The sequence below is a fragment of the Nocardiopsis synnemataformans genome (assembly GCF_965343085.1).
Taxonomy (GTDB): Bacteria; Actinomycetota; Actinomycetes; order Streptosporangiales; family Streptosporangiaceae; genus Nocardiopsis; species Nocardiopsis alborubida.
The window spans coordinates 17,038-37,057 of the sequence record NZ_CBDRFA010000052.1; the positions used below are offsets into that span (position 1 = coordinate 17,038).

Annotated in this window: 20 protein-coding genes; 5 read left to right on the forward strand and 15 right to left on the reverse strand. The window is 69.0% G+C overall.

Annotated elements, in window-relative coordinates:
- Positions 1-9: 9 nt before the first annotated feature.
- Entirely contained in the window at positions 10-999 is a 990-nt protein-coding gene (locus ACSIH6_RS25985) for an aldo/keto reductase (RefSeq protein ID WP_435110940.1), read from the forward strand.
- Positions 1,000-1,143: 144 nt separating this feature from the next.
- Here the strand turns inward: ACSIH6_RS25985 and ACSIH6_RS25990 are convergent, their stop codons facing one another.
- Together ACSIH6_RS25990 and ACSIH6_RS25995 are read right to left on the reverse strand one after the other, a co-directional pair.
- The gene (locus ACSIH6_RS25990) at positions 1,144-1,521 is read right to left on the reverse strand and encodes a nuclear transport factor 2 family protein (protein WP_435110941.1); all 378 of its coding nucleotides are present in this window, start codon (positions 1,519-1,521) and stop codon (positions 1,144-1,146) included.
- Positions 1,518-1,916 carry a (R)-mandelonitrile lyase gene (locus ACSIH6_RS25995; protein ID WP_435110942.1) on the reverse strand — a complete coding sequence of 133 codons (399 nt, stop codon included), beginning with the start codon at positions 1,914-1,916 and terminating at the stop codon, positions 1,518-1,520. The genes ACSIH6_RS25990 and ACSIH6_RS25995 overlap by 4 nt, the downstream gene beginning before the upstream one ends.
- A gap of 531 nt (positions 1,917-2,447) precedes the next feature.
- Here ACSIH6_RS25995 and ACSIH6_RS26000 point away from each other — a divergent pair.
- The gene (locus ACSIH6_RS26000; RefSeq protein ID WP_435110943.1) at positions 2,448-2,768 is read left to right on the forward strand and encodes a cupin domain-containing protein; all 321 of its coding nucleotides are present in this window, start codon (positions 2,448-2,450) and stop codon (positions 2,766-2,768) included.
- Between the two features lie 346 nt (positions 2,769-3,114).
- Here ACSIH6_RS26000 and ACSIH6_RS26005 read toward each other — a convergent pair whose 3' ends face one another.
- The 9 genes from ACSIH6_RS26005 to ACSIH6_RS26045 all read right to left on the reverse strand — a co-directional run bounded on the left by ACSIH6_RS26005 (position 3,115) and on the right by ACSIH6_RS26045 (position 14,141).
- Entirely contained in the window at positions 3,115-4,179 is a 1,065-nt protein-coding gene (locus tag ACSIH6_RS26005) for an ABC transporter ATP-binding protein (protein ID WP_435110944.1), read from the reverse strand.
- An 85-nt stretch (positions 4,180-4,264) separates the two neighbouring features.
- Entirely contained in the window at positions 4,265-5,143 is an 879-nt protein-coding gene (locus ACSIH6_RS26010; protein ID WP_435110945.1) for an ABC transporter permease, read from the reverse strand.
- Position 5,144: 1 nt separating this feature from the next.
- The gene (locus ACSIH6_RS26015; protein ID WP_435110946.1) at positions 5,145-6,071 is read right to left on the reverse strand and encodes an ABC transporter permease; all 927 of its coding nucleotides are present in this window, start codon (positions 6,069-6,071) and stop codon (positions 5,145-5,147) included.
- On the reverse strand, positions 6,044-7,231 hold the full coding sequence (locus tag ACSIH6_RS26020; RefSeq protein ID WP_435110947.1) for an ABC transporter ATP-binding protein: 1,188 nt from the start codon (positions 7,229-7,231) through the stop codon (positions 6,044-6,046). The genes ACSIH6_RS26015 and ACSIH6_RS26020 overlap by 28 nt, the downstream gene beginning before the upstream one ends.
- A complete protein-coding gene (locus ACSIH6_RS26025; protein ID WP_435110948.1) occupies positions 7,228-8,640 on the reverse strand; it encodes an MmgE/PrpD family protein in 1,413 nt (470 codons plus the stop codon). The genes ACSIH6_RS26020 and ACSIH6_RS26025 overlap by 4 nt, the downstream gene beginning before the upstream one ends.
- 23 nt (positions 8,641-8,663) lie before the next feature.
- A complete protein-coding gene (locus ACSIH6_RS26030; protein WP_435110949.1) occupies positions 8,664-10,310 on the reverse strand; it encodes an ABC transporter substrate-binding protein in 1,647 nt (548 codons plus the stop codon).
- 76 nt (positions 10,311-10,386) lie between these two features.
- Complete coding sequence (locus tag ACSIH6_RS26035) at positions 10,387-11,688, reverse strand: MFS transporter (protein WP_435110950.1); 1,302 nt, start codon at positions 11,686-11,688, stop codon at positions 10,387-10,389.
- A 685-nt stretch (positions 11,689-12,373) separates the two neighbouring features.
- On the reverse strand, positions 12,374-13,669 hold the full coding sequence (locus ACSIH6_RS26040) for an MFS transporter (RefSeq protein ID WP_435110951.1): 1,296 nt from the start codon (positions 13,667-13,669) through the stop codon (positions 12,374-12,376).
- On the reverse strand, positions 13,662-14,141 hold the full coding sequence (locus ACSIH6_RS26045; RefSeq protein ID WP_435110952.1) for a MarR family winged helix-turn-helix transcriptional regulator: 480 nt from the start codon (positions 14,139-14,141) through the stop codon (positions 13,662-13,664). The genes ACSIH6_RS26040 and ACSIH6_RS26045 overlap by 8 nt, the downstream gene beginning before the upstream one ends.
- 116 nt (positions 14,142-14,257) lie before the next feature.
- Here ACSIH6_RS26045 and ACSIH6_RS26050 point away from each other — a divergent pair, with 116 nt between their 5' ends.
- Entirely contained in the window at positions 14,258-14,653 is a 396-nt protein-coding gene (locus ACSIH6_RS26050) for a cupin domain-containing protein (RefSeq protein ID WP_435110953.1), read from the forward strand.
- 68 nt (positions 14,654-14,721) lie between these two features.
- Here the strand turns inward: ACSIH6_RS26050 and ACSIH6_RS26055 are convergent, their stop codons facing one another.
- Positions 14,722-15,399, reverse strand: coding sequence for a GntR family transcriptional regulator (locus ACSIH6_RS26055; protein WP_435110954.1), 678 nt, complete (start codon positions 15,397-15,399; stop codon positions 14,722-14,724).
- A gap of 115 nt (positions 15,400-15,514) precedes the next feature.
- On the opposite strand from ACSIH6_RS26055, the gene ACSIH6_RS26060 reads away from it, so the two are divergent.
- Positions 15,515-16,261 carry a nitroreductase gene (locus ACSIH6_RS26060; protein WP_435110955.1) on the forward strand — a complete coding sequence of 249 codons (747 nt, stop codon included), beginning with the start codon at positions 15,515-15,517 and terminating at the stop codon, positions 16,259-16,261.
- A 15-nt stretch (positions 16,262-16,276) separates the two neighbouring features.
- Here the strand turns inward: ACSIH6_RS26060 and ACSIH6_RS26065 are convergent, their stop codons facing one another.
- Positions 16,277-17,464, reverse strand: coding sequence for a CaiB/BaiF CoA transferase family protein (locus tag ACSIH6_RS26065; RefSeq protein ID WP_435110957.1), 1,188 nt, complete (start codon positions 17,462-17,464; stop codon positions 16,277-16,279).
- Between the two features lie 188 nt (positions 17,465-17,652).
- On the opposite strand from ACSIH6_RS26065, the gene ACSIH6_RS26070 reads away from it, so the two are divergent.
- On the forward strand, positions 17,653-18,405 hold the full coding sequence (locus ACSIH6_RS26070) for a dienelactone hydrolase family protein (protein WP_435110958.1): 753 nt from the start codon (positions 17,653-17,655) through the stop codon (positions 18,403-18,405).
- A 165-nt stretch (positions 18,406-18,570) separates the two neighbouring features.
- On the opposite strand, the gene ACSIH6_RS26075 is transcribed toward ACSIH6_RS26070, so the two are convergent.
- Together ACSIH6_RS26075 and ACSIH6_RS26080 are read right to left on the reverse strand one after the other, a co-directional pair.
- Positions 18,571-19,500: an NAD(P)-dependent oxidoreductase gene (locus ACSIH6_RS26075; RefSeq protein ID WP_435110960.1), complete on the reverse strand. Its 930-nt coding sequence runs from the start codon at positions 19,498-19,500 to the stop codon at positions 18,571-18,573.
- 59 nt (positions 19,501-19,559) lie between these two features.
- Positions 19,560-19,955, reverse strand: a complete 396-nt coding sequence (locus tag ACSIH6_RS26080; protein ID WP_435110961.1) for a cupin domain-containing protein — start codon at positions 19,953-19,955, stop codon at positions 19,560-19,562.
- Between the last annotated feature and the right edge of the window lie 65 nt (positions 19,956-20,020).

A 20,020-nucleotide genomic window follows, 5' to 3' on the forward strand; every position in this document is an offset into this window, starting at 1 on the left:
AGGCACCACATGCACACGCGTACACTCGGCCGGGGCCTGGAGGTCTCCGCCGTCGGTCTGGGCTGCATGGGCATGTCACAGAGCTACGGCCCCAACCCCGGTGACCGCGACGAGATGATCGACGTGATCCGGTACGCCGTCCGGGAGGAGGGCGTCACCTTCCTCGACACCGCCGAGGTCTACGGGCCCTACGTCAACGAGGAGCTCGTCGGCGAGGCACTGGCACCGCTACGCGACGAGGTCGTGGTCGCCACCAAGTTCGGCTGGAACATCCAGGACGGCAGGATGGCCGGGACCGACTCCCGGCCCGAGCAGATCAGGCGGGTCGCGGACGCGTCGCTGCGGCGCCTTGGTGTCGAGGCTATCGACCTCTTCTACCAGCACCGCGTCGATCCCGACGTGCCGATCGAGGACGTCGCGGGAGCGGTCGGTGAGCTCGTCAAGGCGGGCAAGGTACGCCACTTCGGGCTGTCCGAGGCGGGCGCCGGGACGATCCGGCGTGCCCACGCCGTCCACCCCGTCACCGCGGTGCAGAGCGAGTACTCGCTGTGGACCCGCGATCCCGAGCCCGAGGTACTGCCGACCTGCGGCGAGCTCGGTATCGGGTTCGTCCCCTTCAGCCCGCTCGGCAAGGGCTTCCTGACCGGCACCGTGAGCGCCTCGACCGAGTTCGCCGCCGGTGACATCCGCTCCACCATCCCGCGCTTCGCCGCCGACAACATCGACGCCAACGAGGCCCTGGTGGGGCACGTCAGCGCCCTCGCCGAGTCCAAGGGGGCGACGCCGGGGCAGGTCGCGCTCGCCTGGCTGCTCGCCCAGCAGCCGTGGATCGTGCCGATTCCCGGCACGCGCCGCCGCGGCCGGGTCGAGGAGAACGCCGGCGCCACCCGGGTGGCGCTCTCGGCCGACGAGGTCGCCGACCTGGACGCGCTCGCCGCGCGGGTGGGCGTCCAGGGAGACCGGTACAACGCCGCGGGAATGGCAATGGTTGGTCTCTGACAGGCGTGTGGGAGCGGACGCGCCCTGGGACCGGCTACTGGTGCCCTCAGTGGCGGGACGGGACGTCGTCGGTCAGAAGCACCGCGTCCCGGGTCGGCGACGTCGGCTCCCCGGCCTCTGTCCCCGTGTCCTCCGGGAGCCACCTCACCAGATCGAGGCCACCGACTCGGCCGCCAGCCACACACCGTCGACCTCAGCGAAGCGGATCCGCAACCGGAGCCGCCAGGTCCCGTGCGCGCCCCAGATGGTCGCCTCGGTCCGGGTACGGGCCAGGAGCACCGGTGCCCCGCCCGAGAGGTCGACCGCGACGTCGACGTTCTCCACCCTGTGGTACGCCATCTCGCCGGTCCGGACCTGGTCCAGCCACTCCGCCTTCGTCTGGCGGTAGCCGGTCATGTGGGTGAGGGTGAAGCCGTCGGCCAGCAGCGCGCCGAGGGCCTCGCCGTCCCCCCGGACCATCGCGTCCTCCTGGGCGGCGAAGTTGGAGCGGACGACCGACTCCGTCTGCGCGGGCCGTGTCACGCGAGGTAGTCCTCGTCGGAGACGTGCTCGAGCCAGGTGGTGGTCGCGGCCGGGTCGTCGGCGTTGTCGAGCATCGCCAGGTGCTCCATGAAGGAGTCGGCGGAGGCGCCGTGCCAGTGCTCCTCGCCGGGCGGGCAGTAGAGGGTCTGGCCGGGGTGGGCCTCGACCTTCTTCCCGCCCCGGGACTGCACCCAGGCCACCCCCTGTGTGATGTGCAGGGTCTGGCCTCGAGCGTGGGAGTGCCACGCGGTGCGGGCGCCCGGCGCGAAGCGCACCTTCGCCACGACCATCCGCTGGCCGTCCTCGCGTGGGAAGGCGATCGGGTCCAGCCAGACGTCGCCGGTGAACTGCTCGGGCGGGTTCTTGGCGGTCGGAATGCGCTCGTCGATCTGCACGAAGTCTCCTTCTCCACTCCCGGGCGTCCACCTCGGATGCCCCGATCACCACGTTACGGAGGTGTCCTCCGTGAAGGGAGGTTCTGGTGTTCCCCCGCTGGCGAGTCCCCCGCGGGCGGACGCGCCGGTGTTCCTATGCCCAACCGCCCGTCGGAGATCGGCGGCACCCGGACCGTTCCGCGTTCGTGCCCGGGTAGGCATCCCTCCACCCCGACAGCGGCCTCGGCCGCTCCTCGGGTTCCGAGTCCCCTCAGCTCTCGCGGATCTCCTCCCCCGCGAACGGAAAGCCGGTCGGTTGGGGCCACACGGAACAAGCCAGACAGCCATGAGTTCGTATTTAAGGAAACCTGTTCATATTTAAAGACATGGAGTAGTGTTCGGTGGTGCGCGCCACATCGAGAGATGCGGCCCGCGTCATCGACCGCCACGATGGGAAGCGAAGGAAACCACCAGATGCACCACGTACGGGGACGCTCCGGACAGATGACCCGGCGAGACGTCGGACAGTCGCAGGGTTCTCCGCTCGCGAGCATGATGATGATGGAGAACCTCCTGGACACCGGCGACGTGCGCCTCAACGCCGTCGTCTTCCAGCCGGGTTGCCGAACCGGATGGCACTACCACACCGGAGGGCAGCTCTTCATCGTCGACTACGGCCGCGGTGTCGTCGTCTCGGAGGACACCGTCTTCACCGCCCAGGCCGGCGACATCGTGTACTCCTCGCCGGGTGAACGGCACTGGCACGGTGCCAGCCCCGACTCGATGTTCGTCTACACCGTTCTCTCCCTCGGTGACACGCTCTGGGTCGACAAGGACGTCTCCGAGGAGGCGTACCTCGCCGCGTTCGGATGACACGGTCGTCCAGCACTGAGTGCGGCGGTCGGTGACGGGACCGGTTCCGTCACCGACCGCGTTCCCTGTTGGGTAACGACCACGCGGTGAAGGGCTTGCGAGCGCGGTGGAGCGGGTGACGACCGCCGCGCCGACGCGGGCCTCGTCGTGGGTGGTGAGCAGGCGGATGACGGCCCTACCGGCCAGGGGCCGGACGGAGTCCGGTGAAGCGGTGGAGCCGTCGCGGACGGTGTTCCCGGGCGCGGTGGTTCCGCGACCCCGAGCGGGTTGGCCACCGGGTGCCCGAAGGGCGGGATGTACTGTCGTGTCCCGCTCCGTCAGGGCGACACCCGGTGGACTTCTTCGGTCAACCCGCCGTGGGAAGGCCGGAGGCCACCTCCTCCGCGAAGTGACACGCCACCGAGCTGTCCGCCCCGGCAGCGGTCGGCCGCAGTCGGGGGACGTCCCGGCGACAGCGCTCGGGGCGGCCCAGCCGCTCGTAGAGCCAGCACCGGTCGTGGAACCGACAGCCCGGGGGCTGGTCGTAGATCGACGGAGGCGACCCACCGATCGTGGTCAGTTTCTCGGTGGGCCTGCGGATCTCCGGTACCGAGTCGATCAGCGCTCGGGTGTAGGGGTGCTGGGGCGCCGTGAAGACCGAACGCGTCGGTGCCACCTCCGCGAGTCGCCCCGCGTACATGACGGCCACCCGGTCGCAGACCGAGCGGACCACCCCGAAGTCGTGGGTGATGAAGAGCATCGCCATACCCGTCCGCTCCTTCATCTCCTTGAGCAGCTCCAGGTACGCCGCCTGCACGGTCACGTCGAGTGCGGTCGTCGGCTCGTCCGCGATCAGCAGCTCCGGACCTGCGGAGATCGCGATCGCGCCGACCACGCGCTGGCGCATACCGCCGCTGAAATGGTGCGGGTAGTCCCTGATCCGCTCCTCGGGGTGCGGGATCTTCATCTGGCGGAGGAGCTCGACCGCACGCTGCGCCAAGCCCTTGGACCTGAGGTCGGTGTGCAGCCTGAGGGACTCCTCCAGCTGGGACTTGATCGTGAAGGCCGGGTTGAGGGCGCCCAGAGGGTCCTGGAGCACCATCGAGATCTGTCGGCCCCTGATCCGTCGCATCTCGCCCTCGGACTTGGCGAGCAGGTCCTCGCCCCTGAACTCGATCTCGCCGGAGGTGACGGAGGCGATGGGACGAGGCAGGAGCTGAAGCACCGCCGAAGCCGTGAGGCTCTTGCCCGATCCCGACTCGCCGACGAGACCCAGGGTCTCGCCATGACGCACCTCGAAGGTGACCCCCGAGACCGCCTGACCCGTACCCTGACGGGATCGCATCTCGATGGCCAGGTCCTTGACGGCGAGGACGGCGCCGTCCGCATCCTTCAACGGGGGCGTGGGGACGGGGGGTGTGGTCACTGCCATGGGTGGTGATCTCCCTACACGAGGCGCGGCAGCGGGTGTCGCCGCGGGAACCTCGCACGTGTGCCATGAGTACTCGGGAAACGCGTCAGAGCGCGTCCCTCATACGGGGGTCCATGTAGTCCCTCAGCCAGTCGCCGAGGACGTTCAGGGCGAGGACGATGAGGGTGATCGCGACGCCGGGGACGATGGAGATCCACCAGGCGAGTCCGATGTACTCCTGCCCCTCAGAGATCATGCTTCCCCACGACGGCGTCGGCGGGGGGACACCTGCCCCGAGGAAGCTCAGGGACGCCTCCAGCATGATGACGTAGCCCATGTTGATGCTGACCAGTACCAGGATGCTGTTCATCACGTTGGGCAGGATGTGCACCATCATGGTCCTTCGTCGCGTACACCCCGTGACCGCGGCCTGGGCCACGAAGTCCTGCTCGCTCAACGAGAGGACGTCCGACCTCACGACGCGGGTGAACCTCGCCCACAGGATGAGGGTGACGGCGATGATCACCGAACTCTCGCCCGGCCCGCGGGACGCGGCGAGTGCCAGCGCGATGAAGATGGAGGGAATCGCGAGGGTCGCGTCGACCGTGCGCGAGACGAAGGTGTCGACCTTCCCCCGGAAGTAACCGGCGACCAGACCCAGGCCGATACCGATCACCGCGGAGATCAGGAGCGAGACCACCACCACGACCAGGGTGGTACGGGCTCCGTAGACCAGACGTGACAGCAGGTCCCGGCCGAGGGAGTCCGTCCCCAGCAGGTGTTCCCCCGACGGCGGTTGGAGACGGCCGGCGAGGTTCGGGGCGTACGGGTCACCCGGGGCGAGCCACGGGGCGAAGATCCCCGCGACGAGGAACACGGCGATGATCACGATCGCGACCCACGGCAGGTTCCGTCGGCGCGGCCTCGCGCGCGAACCCGTCCGTGGTCGCCTCACGTCCTGTCGCGGTGACAACACTCCTGCCATGTCAGCTCACTCCGCTCAGACGGACCTTCGGGTCCAGGTAGGCCTGTAGGACGTCGAAGACGGTGTTCACCGCGACGACGAGGACGACCGAGATGAGGATGACGCCCTGGACCAGCGGGTAGTTCCTGGCGACGACACCGTCGTAGAGCAGGAGTCCGACGCCCGGCCAGGCGAACACCTTCTCGATGACGGTGGTCCCCGCGACGAGCGAGGACATGTACACGCTGAGGAAGGCGACAGCTGACGAGAGCGAGTTGCGCAGGGCGTGCTTCCACCGGATGGATCGCTCGGAGACCCCCTTGATCCGCGCCAGCTTCACGTAGTCGCGGCCCATCGACTCGAGCATGCTCGATCGAACGAGGCGCATCATCCCGGCGATGAGCAGCAGCGACAGTGACGTGACGGGCAGGACGTAGTGCTCCCACCCGCCCATCCGCGAGGCCGGCAGCCAGCCCAGTTCGACGGCGAAGATCCTCACGAGCACCAGACCCAGCCAGAAGACCGGCATGGCGATGCCGAGCGTGGCGAGGATCAGGACACCGCGGCGCACCGTGGAGAAGCGGGACGTGGCGCCGATGACGCCGAGCGCCGGTCCGACGAGGACCACGATGGCGAAGGCCGGGACGACGAGGGCGAGGCTGTTGAAGATGCGTTCGGCGAACAGCTCCGTCACCGGGACACGGTGGGTGAACGAGATCCCGAGGTCACCTCTGAGGAGGTTCCCCACGTAGACGAGGAACTGCTCCCACAGCGGCCTGTCCAGACCGAGCTGCCGGGCGACGTGCTCACGCTGCTCCTCCGAGGCGTCGACGGGGACGAGGCTGTCGAGCGGATCACCGGTCGCTCGCGAGAGCAGGAAGACCACCACGGTCAGGAGGGCGATCGTGACGAGGCCCTGACCTACTCGCCGTGCGATGAACCGGAGCACGGTCGCACCTCCTCGCATCGGGTCACGCCCACGGCCAGGGGTGCTTGGTGCTCTCCCAGGCTGGCGAGGAGCACACGACGTCGACTGGACGACGCCGCCTCGCCGAGGAAGTGACAGGCCGCCCGGTGACCGGGCGTGATCTCGGTGGGCTGTGGCGTCTCGGTACGGCAGCGTTCGGGGTCTCCGAGGCCCTGCGCCAGCCAGCAGCGTGTCCTGAAACGGCAACCCGACGGCGGGTGCACAGGCGACGGGATGTCGCCCTCGACGATGATCCGCTCCGACTCGGGGATCGACCCGTCGTCGGGGACCGAGGCCGACATCAGCGCCAGGGTGTAGGGGTGGACCGCGTTCCCGAAGACCTGGTGGTTGGAGCCGGACTCGACGACTCCACCGAGATACATCGCGGCGACCTTGTCAGCGAGGAAGCGCACGATCGCGAGGTTGTGGGTGATGAGCACGTAGGACACACCGAGATCGGCCTGGATGGCCTTCAACAGGTTCAGGATCTCGGCGCTGGTGGAGACGTCGAGCGCGGAAACCGGCTCGTCGAGGACGATGACCGAAGGATTCGTCGCCAGCGCCTGGGCGATGGCGACGCGCTGCTTCATCCCACCGCTGAGCTGATGGGGGAACCTGTCAGCCACGTCCGTCGTGAGTCCGACACGTCCGAGCAACTCAGCGGCGTGCTTCCGGGCCTCGGACGCCTTCGTCCCCCCGATCGTGATCAGGGGTTCGGTGACGATCTCCCGAACCCTCCGCCGAGGGCTCAAAGCACTGGACGGATCCTGGAACACCGCCTGGACCGCCCGACGGTAGTCGAGCTGGTCGGCCTTGCCCAGTGCCCAGATGTCACGCCCACGGAACCTCACCGAACCGGACGTCGGCCGATCGAGCTGGAGCAGCATCCGCGCCGTCGTACTCTTGCCGCATCCCGACTCGCCGACGACGGCGAGCGTCTGGCCCTCGTCGAGGTCGAACGACACGTCGCTGACGGCTCTGACGGCCTTGGACCTGCGGATGAAGGGGAGTCCGCTCTTGAGGGGGTAGTGCTTTCGCACGTGGTCCGCGGACATCAGGTGCGCGGCCGAGTGCCTGCCGTCCCCGGACTCCGCGCCGTGCGCATCCCGCCCCGCGGGTGTGGCCGCTTCCTCGGGTCTCATCGCCGCGCACCTGCCAGGGCCGCCGTCACCTCGGTGACGTCGTCGACCGCGTCCAGGGACACGCAGGCGTCGAAGTACTCGTCGGACCGCCGTTGGCCGATCCGGCGTGCGAGGAGCTCGTCCCACTTGCCGCGCAGATCGCTCCATGTCGGCTGGGGCTCGCGGAAGCGGTGGCCCCGGGGGTGGTCGACGTGGTACTCGGTCCCGGTCTGCCCGTCGGACATCTCGAAGGAGACCGTCGCGCCCCGCGGCTGGCTCGGTTCGAAGTCCGGGTCACCTGTCAGTTCCACGAGCGACCTGAGCCTGAGCACCTCGGGGCTGGACTGCAACGACGCGGAGTGCGCCTCGTCGAAGCCGAGCCCGCCCGCCACCAGGGCGACGGCCACCATGTGCTGCAGCGAGATGGTCGGCATCGCGCGGTCGTTGACCACGCTCGCCGGGAAGGCCGGCAACCTCACCCTGATCCGCTTGATGGCGCCCAGGTCGACGGCGTTCCTCGACTTCAGCTCCAGCGCCGCCTCGACCGCCGAGTGGATGGGGTAGCCCGCGGAGTAGAACTTGAAGTTCGCCCCGGTGACGGCGAACTCGCTGCCCAGGTCCTTGACGAGTTCACCCCTTCGCTCGGGCGCGCCCCAGGTGTCCAGGATGCCCGCGCGCGTCTCGAAGACGTTCTCGCTGGCCTCGAAGCCCAGCGCGGCCAGGAGCGCTCCGCTGACGCCCGCCGATGCCGACTGTCCCTCGGCGAGTGCCTTGCTCATGTGCCGGTTCTCGCCGAAGAACGTCGTGTTGTTTAGGCTCTGGCTGAGCGCCAGAGCGGCCGCGTACAGCATGCGTCGCTGGTCGAGACCGAGCAGGCGCGCCGAGGCGAACGCCGCCCCGATCGAGTGCAGCGACCCGGCGTAGAGTCCGTGCCCGGACTCCATGGCCTTCAGCCCCCCGGTGGAGGAGATCGTGCGCGAGCCCACGTCGTACCCGAGGACCACGGCGTTGACGAGCTCCGCCCCCGGCAGGGACTGACGCTCGGCCACAGCGGCCGCGGCGTGCACGACAACGGCGGCGGGATGCCCGGTGCCGAGGAAGTCAGCGGTCGAGTGGACGCTGTCGAACTCGTCGGCGTGCCCCGCCGTGCCGTTGGCGAGCGCCGCCATCGCGGCTGGCGCGCCGTGACCGGCGAGCCCGAGAACCGCCGACTCCCTCACTCCGCCGAGCTGCTCGACGTACCGCGCGATCGCCTTCCCGGCCGGGAGCGCACTGCCCACGAGCCCGCAGGCCAGCTGGTCGTAGATGATCATCTTGGCCCGCTCGGCGACCTCGTCGGGCAGTCCCTGGTAGGTGGTTCCAGCCGCGTAGTTCGTCAGGGTTCCCGCCAGGGTTCCCCGAAGCGCGTTTGGTCGGTTGCCGCTTGTCATGTGGTTCTCCGCCTCGTCTGTTCTCAGGGAAGGCTGATGGTCTCGAACGTCCGCCCGAGGAACGGATAGCTGGGGATGACGCGCCACTCGCCGACCTCGTCACCGTTGACGGCGAAAACGCTGTCCACGATGGCGATCTCGAGTACCGCCCATTCCTCGACGAAGAGCCTGTAGGCCTGCTCGACGAGAGCCTGGCGCTCGGCGTCGTCGATGGTGTTGGCCGCCTGCTCGACGAGTTCGTCGACCTCCGGCTCGCTCGTCAGCTGTGCCGCGCCTCCCTCTCGCGTGACGTAGGCCGCGAAGGCGCCGATCGGATCGAATCTGGGCGCCGTACCGAAGGGGTTCGCGTCACCCAGGTTGTAGGTGTCGTCAGGGGCCTGCCCCACCCAGTGCGGGCGGTACGAGTTGTAGTCCGTCGGCACGATCTCGGCGTCGACGCCGATCTCCGCCCACTGGGCGGCGACGATCTCGGAGATCTGCGGGAGAGCGGGCACGCCTGGACGCGGGAAGGTGAAGACCCTGATACCGAACCCGTCCGCGTAACCGGCCTCCGCCAGAAGGTCCCTGGCACGCTGCGGGTCGTACTCGTTCGCCCGTTGCGCCCAGCTCTCCCAGTCCGCGGCGTCGATGTCGGCGGTCGCCCCCGTGGTGTTCCACGGGGTCTCCTTCAGGTTTCCGTATCCCGCCAGGACCGAGTCGATGATGGCCTGCCGGTTGATCGCGAGGGACAGGGCCTGCCTCACCCGCACGTCGCCCGCGGGCATGTCCTCCATGCCGTCGCGCCAAAGGCCCGGAAAGAAGAACCCGATCTCGCTGGCCTGGGGGACGCTGCGCAGCTCGAATCCCGTCTCCTCCAGGAGCCCGGCCTGTTCCGGGGAGACGTTGATGATGTCCACCTCGCCCGACTGCAGCATGGAGATCTGCGTGGCCTCCTCGCTCACGCGCAGGAACTCCACACGCTCGATCTCGGGTGTGGCGCGCCAGTGCTCGTCGAGGGACTCGAAGACCATCGAGTCCCCGTGCGAGCGCTCGACGAACCTGAACGGACCGCTCCCGACGGGCGCGCGCTCGAGCAGCTCACGCTGCTCCTCGAAGGTCTCGCCGCCCTCCTCGAGGAGATAGTCCTGCGGCATGACGACTCCGATCGTCGACTGGTGCGACGACACCAGGTACGGGAGAGAGGTCTGGACACCGTTGGTGTTGACGACGACCTCGTGGTCGCCGACGACTTCGACGCTCTCGATCACGTCACGGGCGAACGCGGCGTCGCCCGTCGCCGCGTTCTCATGGCGCATACGGTCGAGACTGAACTTCACGTCATCGGCTGTCAGCGCCTCGCCGTTGTGGAACGTGACCCCCTCACGGAGTACGAAGTTCCACGAGGTGCCGTCCTCGGAGATCTCCCACTCCTCCGCCAGCCCCGGCACCAGTTCCCCCTCGGAACCGATCTCGAGCAGCGAGTCCCACATCAGGAACTTGGTCGTGCGCATACCGGTGTTGGTTTCCATCGCGGGGTCGAGGGCGTCGTTTTCGAAGTCCGCCACCGCGAAGGTGATGACGCCGTCGTCCGAAGCTCCCGATGCCCCAGAACATGCGGACAGGACGAGTACGCAGCCGATGGCCGCTGGCAGGGTCCGCGCGATGCCGCGCCGTTCTAACGTGAGTTCCATTGATCATTCCTCATATTTTGATTGCGCAGATATCCCGGGCGACGTCATCTTCTTCTTCCGCCCCGGCGTCAGGCGGTCATCGCGGGCAGTCCGTCTCGGGCGCGGGTGGGGAAACGAGTCCGCCGGGGCGTTCGTCCCGTGGGGGTCCGGCCTCGGCGAAGTCCCGTTCCACCTGTTCGAGGGCCGCCGAGTGAAGCCAGGTCAACAAAGCCACCATCAAGGCGATCCCCGCGGCCAGCACGGTCGCGACGGGGACTCCCGCCGCGTCCGCGAGGAAGCCCGCGACCGCTGCGGCGACCGGGCGCACACCGAAGGCGGCCATCATCCACATCGCCATGACACGGCCGCGCACGTGGGCGGGAACGCAGCTCTGGAGGAGCGAGGACATCGTGCTGGTGGCCAGCGTGAAGCCAAGCCCCGCGACGGCGCATCCGACGAGGACCTGTGGCAGTGCTCCCGCCAGGGCGACGACGAAGAGGCCGAGCGCGAGGCAGAGCGCGCCGAGTTGGCTGAGGCCCGTCGACGAGAACCAGCGAGCCACCAGCCCGAAGGACAACAGGCCCAGAGTCGCTCCCGCGCCGAAGCTCCCGGTGATGTACCCCACGGCATCCCGGCCGCCGCCCACCGCGTCACTGAGTGCCGGCGCCAGCGTCACGACGGGCTCTGCCGCACAGGCGGCACCGGCGAGCACAGCGAGGATGACCAGGACCTTCCTGTTGGATCGGACGTAGCGGACACCTGCCCGCACCGAGAGATCGGCGTCCACCCGTGGCGGGCTCGGCAGGCGCGCGAGCAGGATCGCGACCGCGAACCCCAGGTGAACGCCGACCGCGATCCAGAAGACGGCCGCCACGCCGAACTCCGACGCCACGATGACGGCCAGCGCGGGTCCAACGACGGCGGTGACCGTGAAGGGCGCCGTGTTCAGCGCCATCGCGGTCGACAGCTCAGACCTTTCGACGATCTCGGGCACGATCGACTGCAGGGGCGGTCCCCCGAGAGCGAAACCCAGTCCCGAGACCATGCAGCCCGCGAGGAGCACCGCGATGTCGATACCGGGGGAGGCGGTCGCCCAGGTCAGCCACGCAGCCACGCCCGCCGCACCCGTCGCGATGAGGGTCCGGCCGACGACGACCTGCCGAACGACCCTTCCCTGGTCCGCCCAGGCTCCGCTCAAAGGCGCCAGGAAGAACTGCGGGACCAGTTGGAAGACACTCGCCAACGCGACCATGAGCGCGGAGCCGGTCCACTCGTAGATGAGGATGCCGACCATGACCGTGGTCATCCAGAAGGCTGTGGCCGAGAAGAACTTCCCCCACACGATCGTGCCCAGCCGCGCATCGAACGCCAGAGCGAGGATTCCCCTGCGCGGATTCACACTGCCGCCAGGGCAAGGACACCGGTCTCGGAGGGGGACAGAGGGAGGACCGCACGTACCGTACCGAACATCTCGCCTCCGGGGTTCGTATTTGCGAACAATTAATCGTGATAGTGATCACCCTAGGAGCGCCGCATAGGTGTGTCAAGGATCACTTCGTCCACTCCTGCGGAGAATCGTCCGCCTACTGGCTCGTGGCAGAGGTCGCCGTCACGGACGCTGACACCGCTGGCGCCCCTGCACAGCACGCCCGGAGCGCTCGTGGGTCGGGGGTCTCGGCCAGTGGACGCGGTGGGCCAACGATCGCCTGACGGGGAGCAGCCACCGGTCAGTCGCGCCGGATCAGGACGTGGGGGATCCGGTCCGCGAGAAGCGTGGCGGGCCGCTGACCACCGCGTGGAACCGTCGGCTGACCGGGTCGGTGATGACCACGCACGGACGGGAACGGCGCCGCTTCGGGTGTCCGTCCATGCCTCTGGGCCCGGACGGACACGCGCCCGAGCTGGCGGCGGAAGGTGGATATCCGCCCAGTGGCCCGTGGATCGCCGTCGTGGATCCCCGCCGGAACCGGGCCGACGGTGTGGCTGGCGCCGCGGGAGCGGGCGCGGACGACGATCCGCACGACGACGATGCGCACGGCCGCCTCGGTGGTGTCAGCCGACCGCCCGGTCGCGGGTACTTCTCATCACTGCTGCCGGTCGTCCACAGATCTCTGCGGCGCGTCCTCGGGGCTCTGGTCCTGCGCGGTTCCGCGCAGGCGCGCAGGCCTACAGACCACCGCACAGACGAGGAGCGACACCGCGACGCAGCCGAACGCGACGTACACGGTGAGCGCGTCGGACAGCGCGCCGACGAGCAGCGCTCCCAGGGGACGCGAGCCGACAAATCCCATGAGCCACAGGGCCATCACCCGGCCGCGCATGAGGGGCGGTAGGCGCAACTGCAGGAGGGTGCTGAGGCTCGACATCGCCATGATGAAGCCCAGCCCGCTGAGGGCGAAGGCGGCGACCACGGCCTCCCTGGGCAGAGGCAGCGCGCAGCTGGCGAGCGCGACGGCCATGGTGCTCATGCCGACGAAGGCGGCCCAGTCATGTCGGACGCGACGGGCCAGCAGGGAGGTCACGAGAACACCGACGGCGGCACCGATCCCCATCGACGTCGTGAGGGCGCCCACGGTCACGGTGCCGCCACCCAGTTCGGCGGCCAGGGGCGGTGCCAGCGTGACGGTGGGTTCCGAACCGAACCCGACGGCGGTGACCCCGATGAGTGTCAGCAGCACGGGGCGGTCGGAGCGCACGAAGGCCAGGGCCTCGCGGACGGAGTAGCGCTCGTCGGCCTCGCGTCCCGGGGGTGGCGGAAAGACGATCCACGCGATCAGCGCGACGAACAACAGGTTGGCCACGCCTGCCGCGAGGAACGCCCATCCGTAGCCGAAGCCGATCGTTGCCAGGGCCCCGAAGGCCGGTCCGGCGATACGGCCGATAGTCATCGGCGCCGTGTTGAGCGCCATCGCCGCGGGGAGTTCGTCGCGGCTGACGAGCATGGGGGTGGCGGACTGCATGGCCGGACCGCCGATGACGAGTCCGAGGCCGACGGCCAGGGACGACGTGGCGACGGCGGTCGCGTCCGTCCACGCGGGCGTGTCGGCCGGGAACAGGTACCAGGCGGCCAGTCCGGCAGATCCGAGCGCACTGAGGGTGCGGCCGAGGAGCATCTGCCGTTTGACGTCACCCCTGTCCGCCCACTTTCCGCAGAGGGGGGCGAGGACCAGCTGGGGAGCGAACTGGACGACGCTGACGAGACCGACCGCCAGCGCCGATCCCGTGGCGTCGAACGCCGCGATGGCGGCGACGACCCCGTGCAGCCACACACCTGTCGACGTCAGGAGCCGTGCGGCGAAGAACAGTCCGAAGGAGCGGCTCACCAGCAGGGAGAGCGCGCTCCTGGGTGTCGGTGCCTCAGCGGTCGCGGGTTCAGTCACCGATGTCGTCCTCCTTGGGTTCGACCTGGGAGAGCACCTCGACGAAGGCGCCGAACAACCGGCTGAACCGGCTGACGTCCTCCTCGGACCAGTCCGCGAGGGCCTCGGCCACCATCTCCTGACGGTTGCCGGTGGCTCGCAGGGCCGCCTGGCGTCCGAGGTCGGTGAGCTCCAGCAGGACCTGCCGCTGGTCGTCCGCACAGGGTCGGCGGACGGTGAGGCCCCTCTTCGTCGTCTCGTTGATGGCACGGCTCGCGGTCGACTGCTCGACCTCCAGGTCGCGGGCGACCTGACCGATCGCGGGAGCCTGACCGCGCGCTTCCGCACGCTCGATCGACCGGAGCACGCGGAGCGTCCCGACACCGGAGACGCCCTCCACCCCCTTGAGGAGCCTGCGCCGGTAGTCGGGCCGGGCCTGGGCCTGCCTCAGGAGGAGAAGGTGGTCGTCAATAGCACGGATGAGTGGGTCCATGATATAAGCATAGTACATGCATATAGTTTTCCGACCCAGACCGGAGCCGCCCAGCGGACGGGATGAGGCCCGGCCCGGAGCACCGGAGAACCCGATCGTCTCCGAAGGAGCACGGCATGACCACCTATGAGCGCGGACGCAACGACTCCCCCGCCGAGCCCGGCACCAAGGTGTGCGCCACGACCGGCGACGTGCTGATCGACAACATCCTGACGGCCGAGGGGATCTCCGTGAACGGGGCCATGTTCAAGCCCGGCGAGCACACGTTCTGGCACTCCCACGAACGGGGCCAGCTGTTCATCGTGGGTTCGGGCAAGGGCGTCATCGCGACCCGCGGCGGGGAGGCCCACATCGTCAAAGCGGGTGACGTCGTCTTCACCCCGCCAGGGGAGGAGCACTGGCACGGCGCGGCGCCGGACTGCTTCGTCACCTACACGTCGGCTTCTCTGGGCAGGACCAGCTTCGCGGAACCGGTGGAGCCCGAGGAGTACGAGCGCCACTGGGGGGCGTGACGTGAAGGGCATGCTCACCGGGAAGGCGGCGTGGGTGGCAGGGGCTCACGCGCGGAGGCGGAGCGGCGTCACCTCCGGGATTGGTCCGGGCCCTGCTCCCAGGAGCCGGCGTGCGCGAGACAGGTCCGGCGGTGCCGCCTCATACCGTCGATGACGGCGTCGGTCTCCCCCGACACCAGCAACGCGAGCAGATCGACGTGTTCGGCGTGGCTGTGCCCGCTGCCGGTCGGCTCCAGCGTCGCGTACGGCTGCGCGGAGTCCCACAGGTAGTCGAGCATCGTCAGGAGCCTCTGGGAGCCGACCCGGCGAAAGCACGTGAAGTGGAACTCCCGGTCGAGCTCCACGTAGGCGAACCGGTCCTCGGGGGCCAGCAGACGCGACATGCGCTCGACGAGGTCCCTCATGTGCGCGATGTCGCCGTCCGTCAGTCTCGGCACGGCCAGGCGGTACGCCTCGCGTTCGGTGACCTCCCGCCACTGGCAGATGTCATCGAGGTCCTCCGGGGACAGTTCACGGGCGAAGTAGCCACGGCCCCGGTGGTGGACGACGTATCCCGTGGCGGCCAGGGATGCCAGGGCCTCCCTCACCGGGATATGGGAAAGGCCGAATTCCTCGGCCAAGGCGTTCGGCGAAATGCGTCCGCCCGGCTTGATGTCCCCTTTCGCCAATGCCGCCCTGATGTGTCGGGACGCGTAAGCGACCATCGTCTCCGGCTTGCCGCCCGAGTTTCTCGCGGAGGAAACCATGAACCTGATCTCCTCTCCAGATCACACCAGGTGCCGCACCAGCGGCCACCGCATTCCTTTTTTTCAGGACGCGTTTTCCGGTAATTGATTGTCACCATACCACCATGGGGGTTCGATGAGGATCGACGCAGACCACCACCCGTTCGACGCGCGACCAGAACTCCGCTCGGGCGAGCCGACCGCCGACGCACCGGACGCGGTGCTCGAAGCCCTGCTCCGCGGGCGCTGGAGCTGCCGCGCCTTCCTCCCCGATCCCGTACCGCGTGAACTCATGGACCGCATGTTCGGTATGGCCCAGCTCGCTCCCTCGTGGTGCAACACGCAACCGTGGGAACTGCATGTCACTTCGGGCGCGGCGACCCACGACTTCCGCGAGGGCCTGATCGCCCACCTGGAGGAGCGGGGCGGCTACTCCGCACCCGACTACACGATGCCCGAGGGATACACCGGGGTTCGCCGGGAGCGGCGTCGGGCGGCGGGCTGGCAGCTCTACGAGGCCGTCGGCATCGCCAGAGGCGACAGGGAGGCGAGCACGCGGCAGACCTTCAGGAACTTCGAGCTCTTCGGCGCGCCGCACCTGGCCGTCGTGACCGCGCACGAGGAACAGGGGGTCTACGGCGCCGTCGACTCCGGGATCTACCTCGGGGCGCTGCTGTTGGCGGCGCGGTCCCTGGGGATCGGCGCGATCCCCCAGGCCGCCCTCGCCCGGCTGTCGCCCTTCCTTCGCGAGTACTTCGCCATCGACGACAGCCGGAAGGTCGTCGTCGCGGTCTCGTTCGGTTACCCAGACCTCGATCACCCCGCCAACGCGTTTCGCACCGCGCGGGCAGGAGTCGGCGAGGCCGTCACGTACCACGGCTGACCAGCAGGGTCGGACTCAGATCACTCCCGCCTCACGCAGCGCCGACACCTCCTCCTCCGTCATCCCGAGGTCCCCCATGAGAATCGAGTCGGTGTCCTGGCCGACGCTCCGCGGCCGAGTCGGCTCGACCATGGGCGACCCGGAGAGGAAGAGCGGGCTGCCGATGGTCATCCAGGAACCGTCATCATCATCCATCCAGCGGAGCACACCCCGCGCGGCCACGTGCTCGTCCTCCAGGAGGTCACCGATGCCGACGACGGGGCTGTTCGGGATACTCGTCGCCGACAGGGCTTCCGCGACGCCTGCCTTGGTCATCCCGCGGGTCCAGCGTCCGACGATGGCGTCGACCTCGTCGTTGTGCGCGCAGCGCCCCTCCATACTCGCGAACCTGTCGTCCAGGGCCTCGAAATCGCCCATGAGCTCGCGGAGCACCGCCCAGTGTCCCTCGGTCGGGCACAGGAGGGTCACCCAGCCGTCCGAGGTCCGGTAGGCGTTGTAGGGGGAGACCGAGAGGCCACCGTGACGGTTTCCCGTGCGTTCCGGGATCCGCCCGCCGGTGTTGACGTGACCGGCGATGTTGGAGCACAGCGACGGGATGATCGCGTCCTGGAGGGCGACTTCGACGTGCTGTCCCAGACCGGTCCGCTCACGCTGGTACAGGGCCGTGACCACGCCTCCGAACATGTGCGCGCCCGCGGTGAAGTCCACGACGGAGGGGCCCGTCCGGGTGGGAGGCCCGTCCATGGAACCCGTGGTGCTCATGATCGCGGAGCGGGCTTGGACGGTCAGATCCATGGCGGGCTGGCCCGCGTAGGGACCGAACGACCCGAAACCGGTCCCCGAGGCCATGATGAGTCGGGGATTGACCCGGCGCATGGTCTCCCATCCGATCCCGAAGCGGTCCATCGCGCCCGGTGACAGATTCTGGACCAGTACGTCCGCCGTCTCGGCCAGACGCCGCAGCACCTCCTGTCCCTCCGGACACCGCAGGTCGAGCCGCATGGCCCGTTTGCCGGAGTTGAGCATCGTGAACTGCATGGAGGTCCCGCTTCCGTCCGCGCTGGCCAGGCGACGGTAGGGGTCTCCCTGAAGGGCTTCCACCTTGATGACCTCGGCGCCCATGCGGGCCAGCATCATCGAGCAGTAGGGAGCGAAGTAGAACTGGCCGAGGCATATGACTCGGATTCCATCGAAAGCCGACACGAACACGTCCAATCGCAACGAAGGGCAAAGAGCCGCCACACCGACCTGTCAAGGAACCCAGGAAGCACCGGAAAGGAGAACACCATCGCAGAACCAAGCGCCTCCGATTTGCCGATCACCTGACCGGAACGTACCCTTGCGAACAAGCCGACAAAGGTGACTCACACATCACTCGAAAAGGATTTCCATTGAAGAACACAACGGTGGAGACCGGAGCAGGTAAAGCCGAGGCATGGCTGTCCCGACCCGAGGGCGCGAGAGGATCTCTTCCCGGTGTCCTCCTCTTCATGGACGCCATCGGCCTGCGCCCGCAGATCCGCCAGATGGCTGACCGCATCGCGGGGTGGGGTTATGTGGTTCTCGCACCCAACACCTTCCACCGCTCCGGGACGGCGGAGGAGACCTCCCCCCGGGGCGACCTGCGTGCGCCGGGCGCGCGCGAGGAGTTCTTCGCCGAGGCGGTTCCCAGGATGGAGGCCCTGACCAGCGACCTCTCCCGCGCCGACACCACGGCCTACCTCGACGCCCTCAGGTCCGCGGACCAGGTGGCCGAGGGGCCCGTCGGCGTGGTCGGCTACTGCATGGGCGTCCGTCTGGCCCTGCGCGCGGCCGGAGACCATCCGGACGACGTGGCCGCGGTCGGCGGCTTCCACGGAGGAGGGCTCGTCACCTCCGACGCGGACAGTCCGCACCTGTGGCTCGGATCCGCGAGGGCGCACCTGCTCCTGCGTCACGCCGACCAGGACCCCTCGATGACACCCGAGCAGATGGACGTCCTCTCCTCGTCCGCCCGTGCGGCCGGGGTGGACCTCGACCAGGAGGTCTACGCCGGCGCGCAGCACGGGTACTCCATGGCCGACACCTCCATGTTCGACGCCGAGGCGGCGGAGCGGCACTTCGAGGAGCTGCGCGAGCACCTCGCCTCGCACCTGAAGGTCTGAGCTGCCGCCGAGGACGACGCGGGGAACGGCGTCGGCCCGTGGAAGCGGCGCTGTCGTCGTCCGTGCTCCCTCCTCGGGTCGGGCAGGGCGCCCTCCGGTAGTGCGCAGGCCCCGGGATGCGCGCGAACCCGCGTCCCGAGCGCACCAGCGCCGTCCGCGGTCCGGTCAGGTCCGGTCGCGGATGCCGTCGAGGACTTCGGAGGGGATCTCGATGGGCGCGATACCGGCCCGTTCCTGCTGCAACGTCATGAAGGACTGAGCGTCGCGTTCGGCCCAGCCGCGGTTCATCGCCTCGGAGAGCTCGTCGAAGACCAGGTCGCACAGGCGCGTGGGCACACCGACGTCCTGGGCGAGTCTCCTCGCCAGCCCCAGGTCCTTGTGGGCGAGCTGGAGCTGGAAGCTCGCCGGCTCGAACCTGCCGGCCAGAAACCGGGGGATGACCGCGTCGAAGGTCCTGCGCCGTCCCGCCGCTCCCGAACGGAGTGTCTCGAAGAGGTCGGCCGGTTCGATCCCGGCCTTGACGCCGACGGACATGACCTCCGCGACCGCCGCGTGGACGGTGGCGCTCACGGTGTTGTGCAGCAGCTTGGCCGTCGTTCCCGCGCTGACGCCTCCGACCCGCCTGCTCCGGTCGGCGAACGCGGTGAGCAGGTGGCCACGGCGCTCGAAGACCTCGGCGTCACCGCCGACCCACACGGCCAGCTCACCGCTCCTGGCCCCCGCCGGTCCGCCGCTCACCGGAGCGTCGAGGAAGTCGGCCCCACGCTCACGCAGGTCGCGGTGGAGTCTCCTCACCAGGTCCAGGGAGTTCGTCGAGAGGTCGAACCACGCGGCCCCGGCGCTGAGCGAGTCGACGACTCCCCCGGCGTACGCGACGGCCTCGATCACGGCCGGGGTGGGAAGCGAGGTGAAGAGGACCTCGCACGCACCGGCCGCCTCCGCCGGGGAGTCCGCCCATACGGCACCAGCCTCCACCAGCTCCTCGCCCGCCGCGGCGTCGAGGTCGTTGACGGTGAGCGGATGTCCGGCGGCCAGCAGGTTGGCGGCCATGCCCTTGCCCATCTGGCCGAGACCGACGAAGCCGAGCCTTGTCACTTGTCCTCCTTGGTTGGTCACTCGGGGGTCCTCGGAGCCTCCCGTCGCGAAAACGTCCGTCACGAGCGCGCGGATTGGAGGGCGGCGGCGTAGGTCCGTTCGTCCACGGGCCCGTGCCAGTCGACTCCCTGGAACGAGACGGCCGTGTGCACCATGAACCGGCCGTCCGTGGCCCCGTGCCAGTGCGGGGTGCCGCCGGGCGTCCACGCGATGTCGCCCGCGGCGAGGAGTTCCGTGCCGCTCTCGTCTCCCACCAGGGCTTCCCCCGCCACGATGACGAGCAGTTGACCGCCCTCGTGGGTGTGCCAGTTCGTACGGGCCCCCGGTGTGAACTGGATGGTGGCGACGCCGATTCCGTCCTGCCGGATCAGCAGGTCCTTCCACACGTCGCCGGTGAACGTGCCCCGTCCGGGCTGCGCCCCCGTACTGTCCGCCGATCTGATGACAGTGATCATGCGATACTCCCCATTCAATGAGCAGAGAATGTATGGCGGCCTCGAAAACACGCGGCTGGTCCCTC

Excerpts from the sequence above, each read along its gene's own strand:
- ACSIH6_RS25985 (WP_435110940.1), top strand. The coding sequence starts at position 10 with ATGCACACGCGTACACTCGGCCGGGGCCTGGAGGTCTCCGCCGTCGGT.
- ACSIH6_RS26080 (WP_435110961.1), bottom strand. The coding sequence starts at position 19,955 with ATGATCACTGTCATCAGATCGGCGGACAGTACGGGGGCGCAGCCCGGA.
- ACSIH6_RS26030 (WP_435110949.1), bottom strand. The coding sequence starts at position 10,310 with ATGGAACTCACGTTAGAACGGCGCGGCATCGCGCGGACCCTGCCAGCG.
- ACSIH6_RS26005 (WP_435110944.1), bottom strand. The coding sequence starts at position 4,179 with ATGGCAGTGACCACACCCCCCGTCCCCACGCCCCCGTTGAAGGATGCG.
- ACSIH6_RS26055 (WP_435110954.1), bottom strand. The coding sequence starts at position 15,399 with ATGGTTTCCTCCGCGAGAAACTCGGGCGGCAAGCCGGAGACGATGGTC.
- ACSIH6_RS26060 (WP_435110955.1), top strand. The coding sequence starts at position 15,515 with ATGAGGATCGACGCAGACCACCACCCGTTCGACGCGCGACCAGAACTC.
- ACSIH6_RS26025 (WP_435110948.1), bottom strand. The coding sequence starts at position 8,640 with ATGACAAGCGGCAACCGACCAAACGCGCTTCGGGGAACCCTGGCGGGA.
- ACSIH6_RS26045 (WP_435110952.1), bottom strand. The coding sequence starts at position 14,141 with ATGGACCCACTCATCCGTGCTATTGACGACCACCTTCTCCTCCTGAGG.
- ACSIH6_RS26020 (WP_435110947.1), bottom strand. The coding sequence starts at position 7,231 with ATGAGACCCGAGGAAGCGGCCACACCCGCGGGGCGGGATGCGCACGGC.
- ACSIH6_RS26050 (WP_435110953.1), top strand. The coding sequence starts at position 14,258 with ATGACCACCTATGAGCGCGGACGCAACGACTCCCCCGCCGAGCCCGGC.
- ACSIH6_RS26000 (WP_435110943.1), top strand. The coding sequence starts at position 2,448 with ATGATGATGATGGAGAACCTCCTGGACACCGGCGACGTGCGCCTCAAC.
- ACSIH6_RS26010 (WP_435110945.1), bottom strand. The coding sequence starts at position 5,143 with ATGGCAGGAGTGTTGTCACCGCGACAGGACGTGAGGCGACCACGGACG.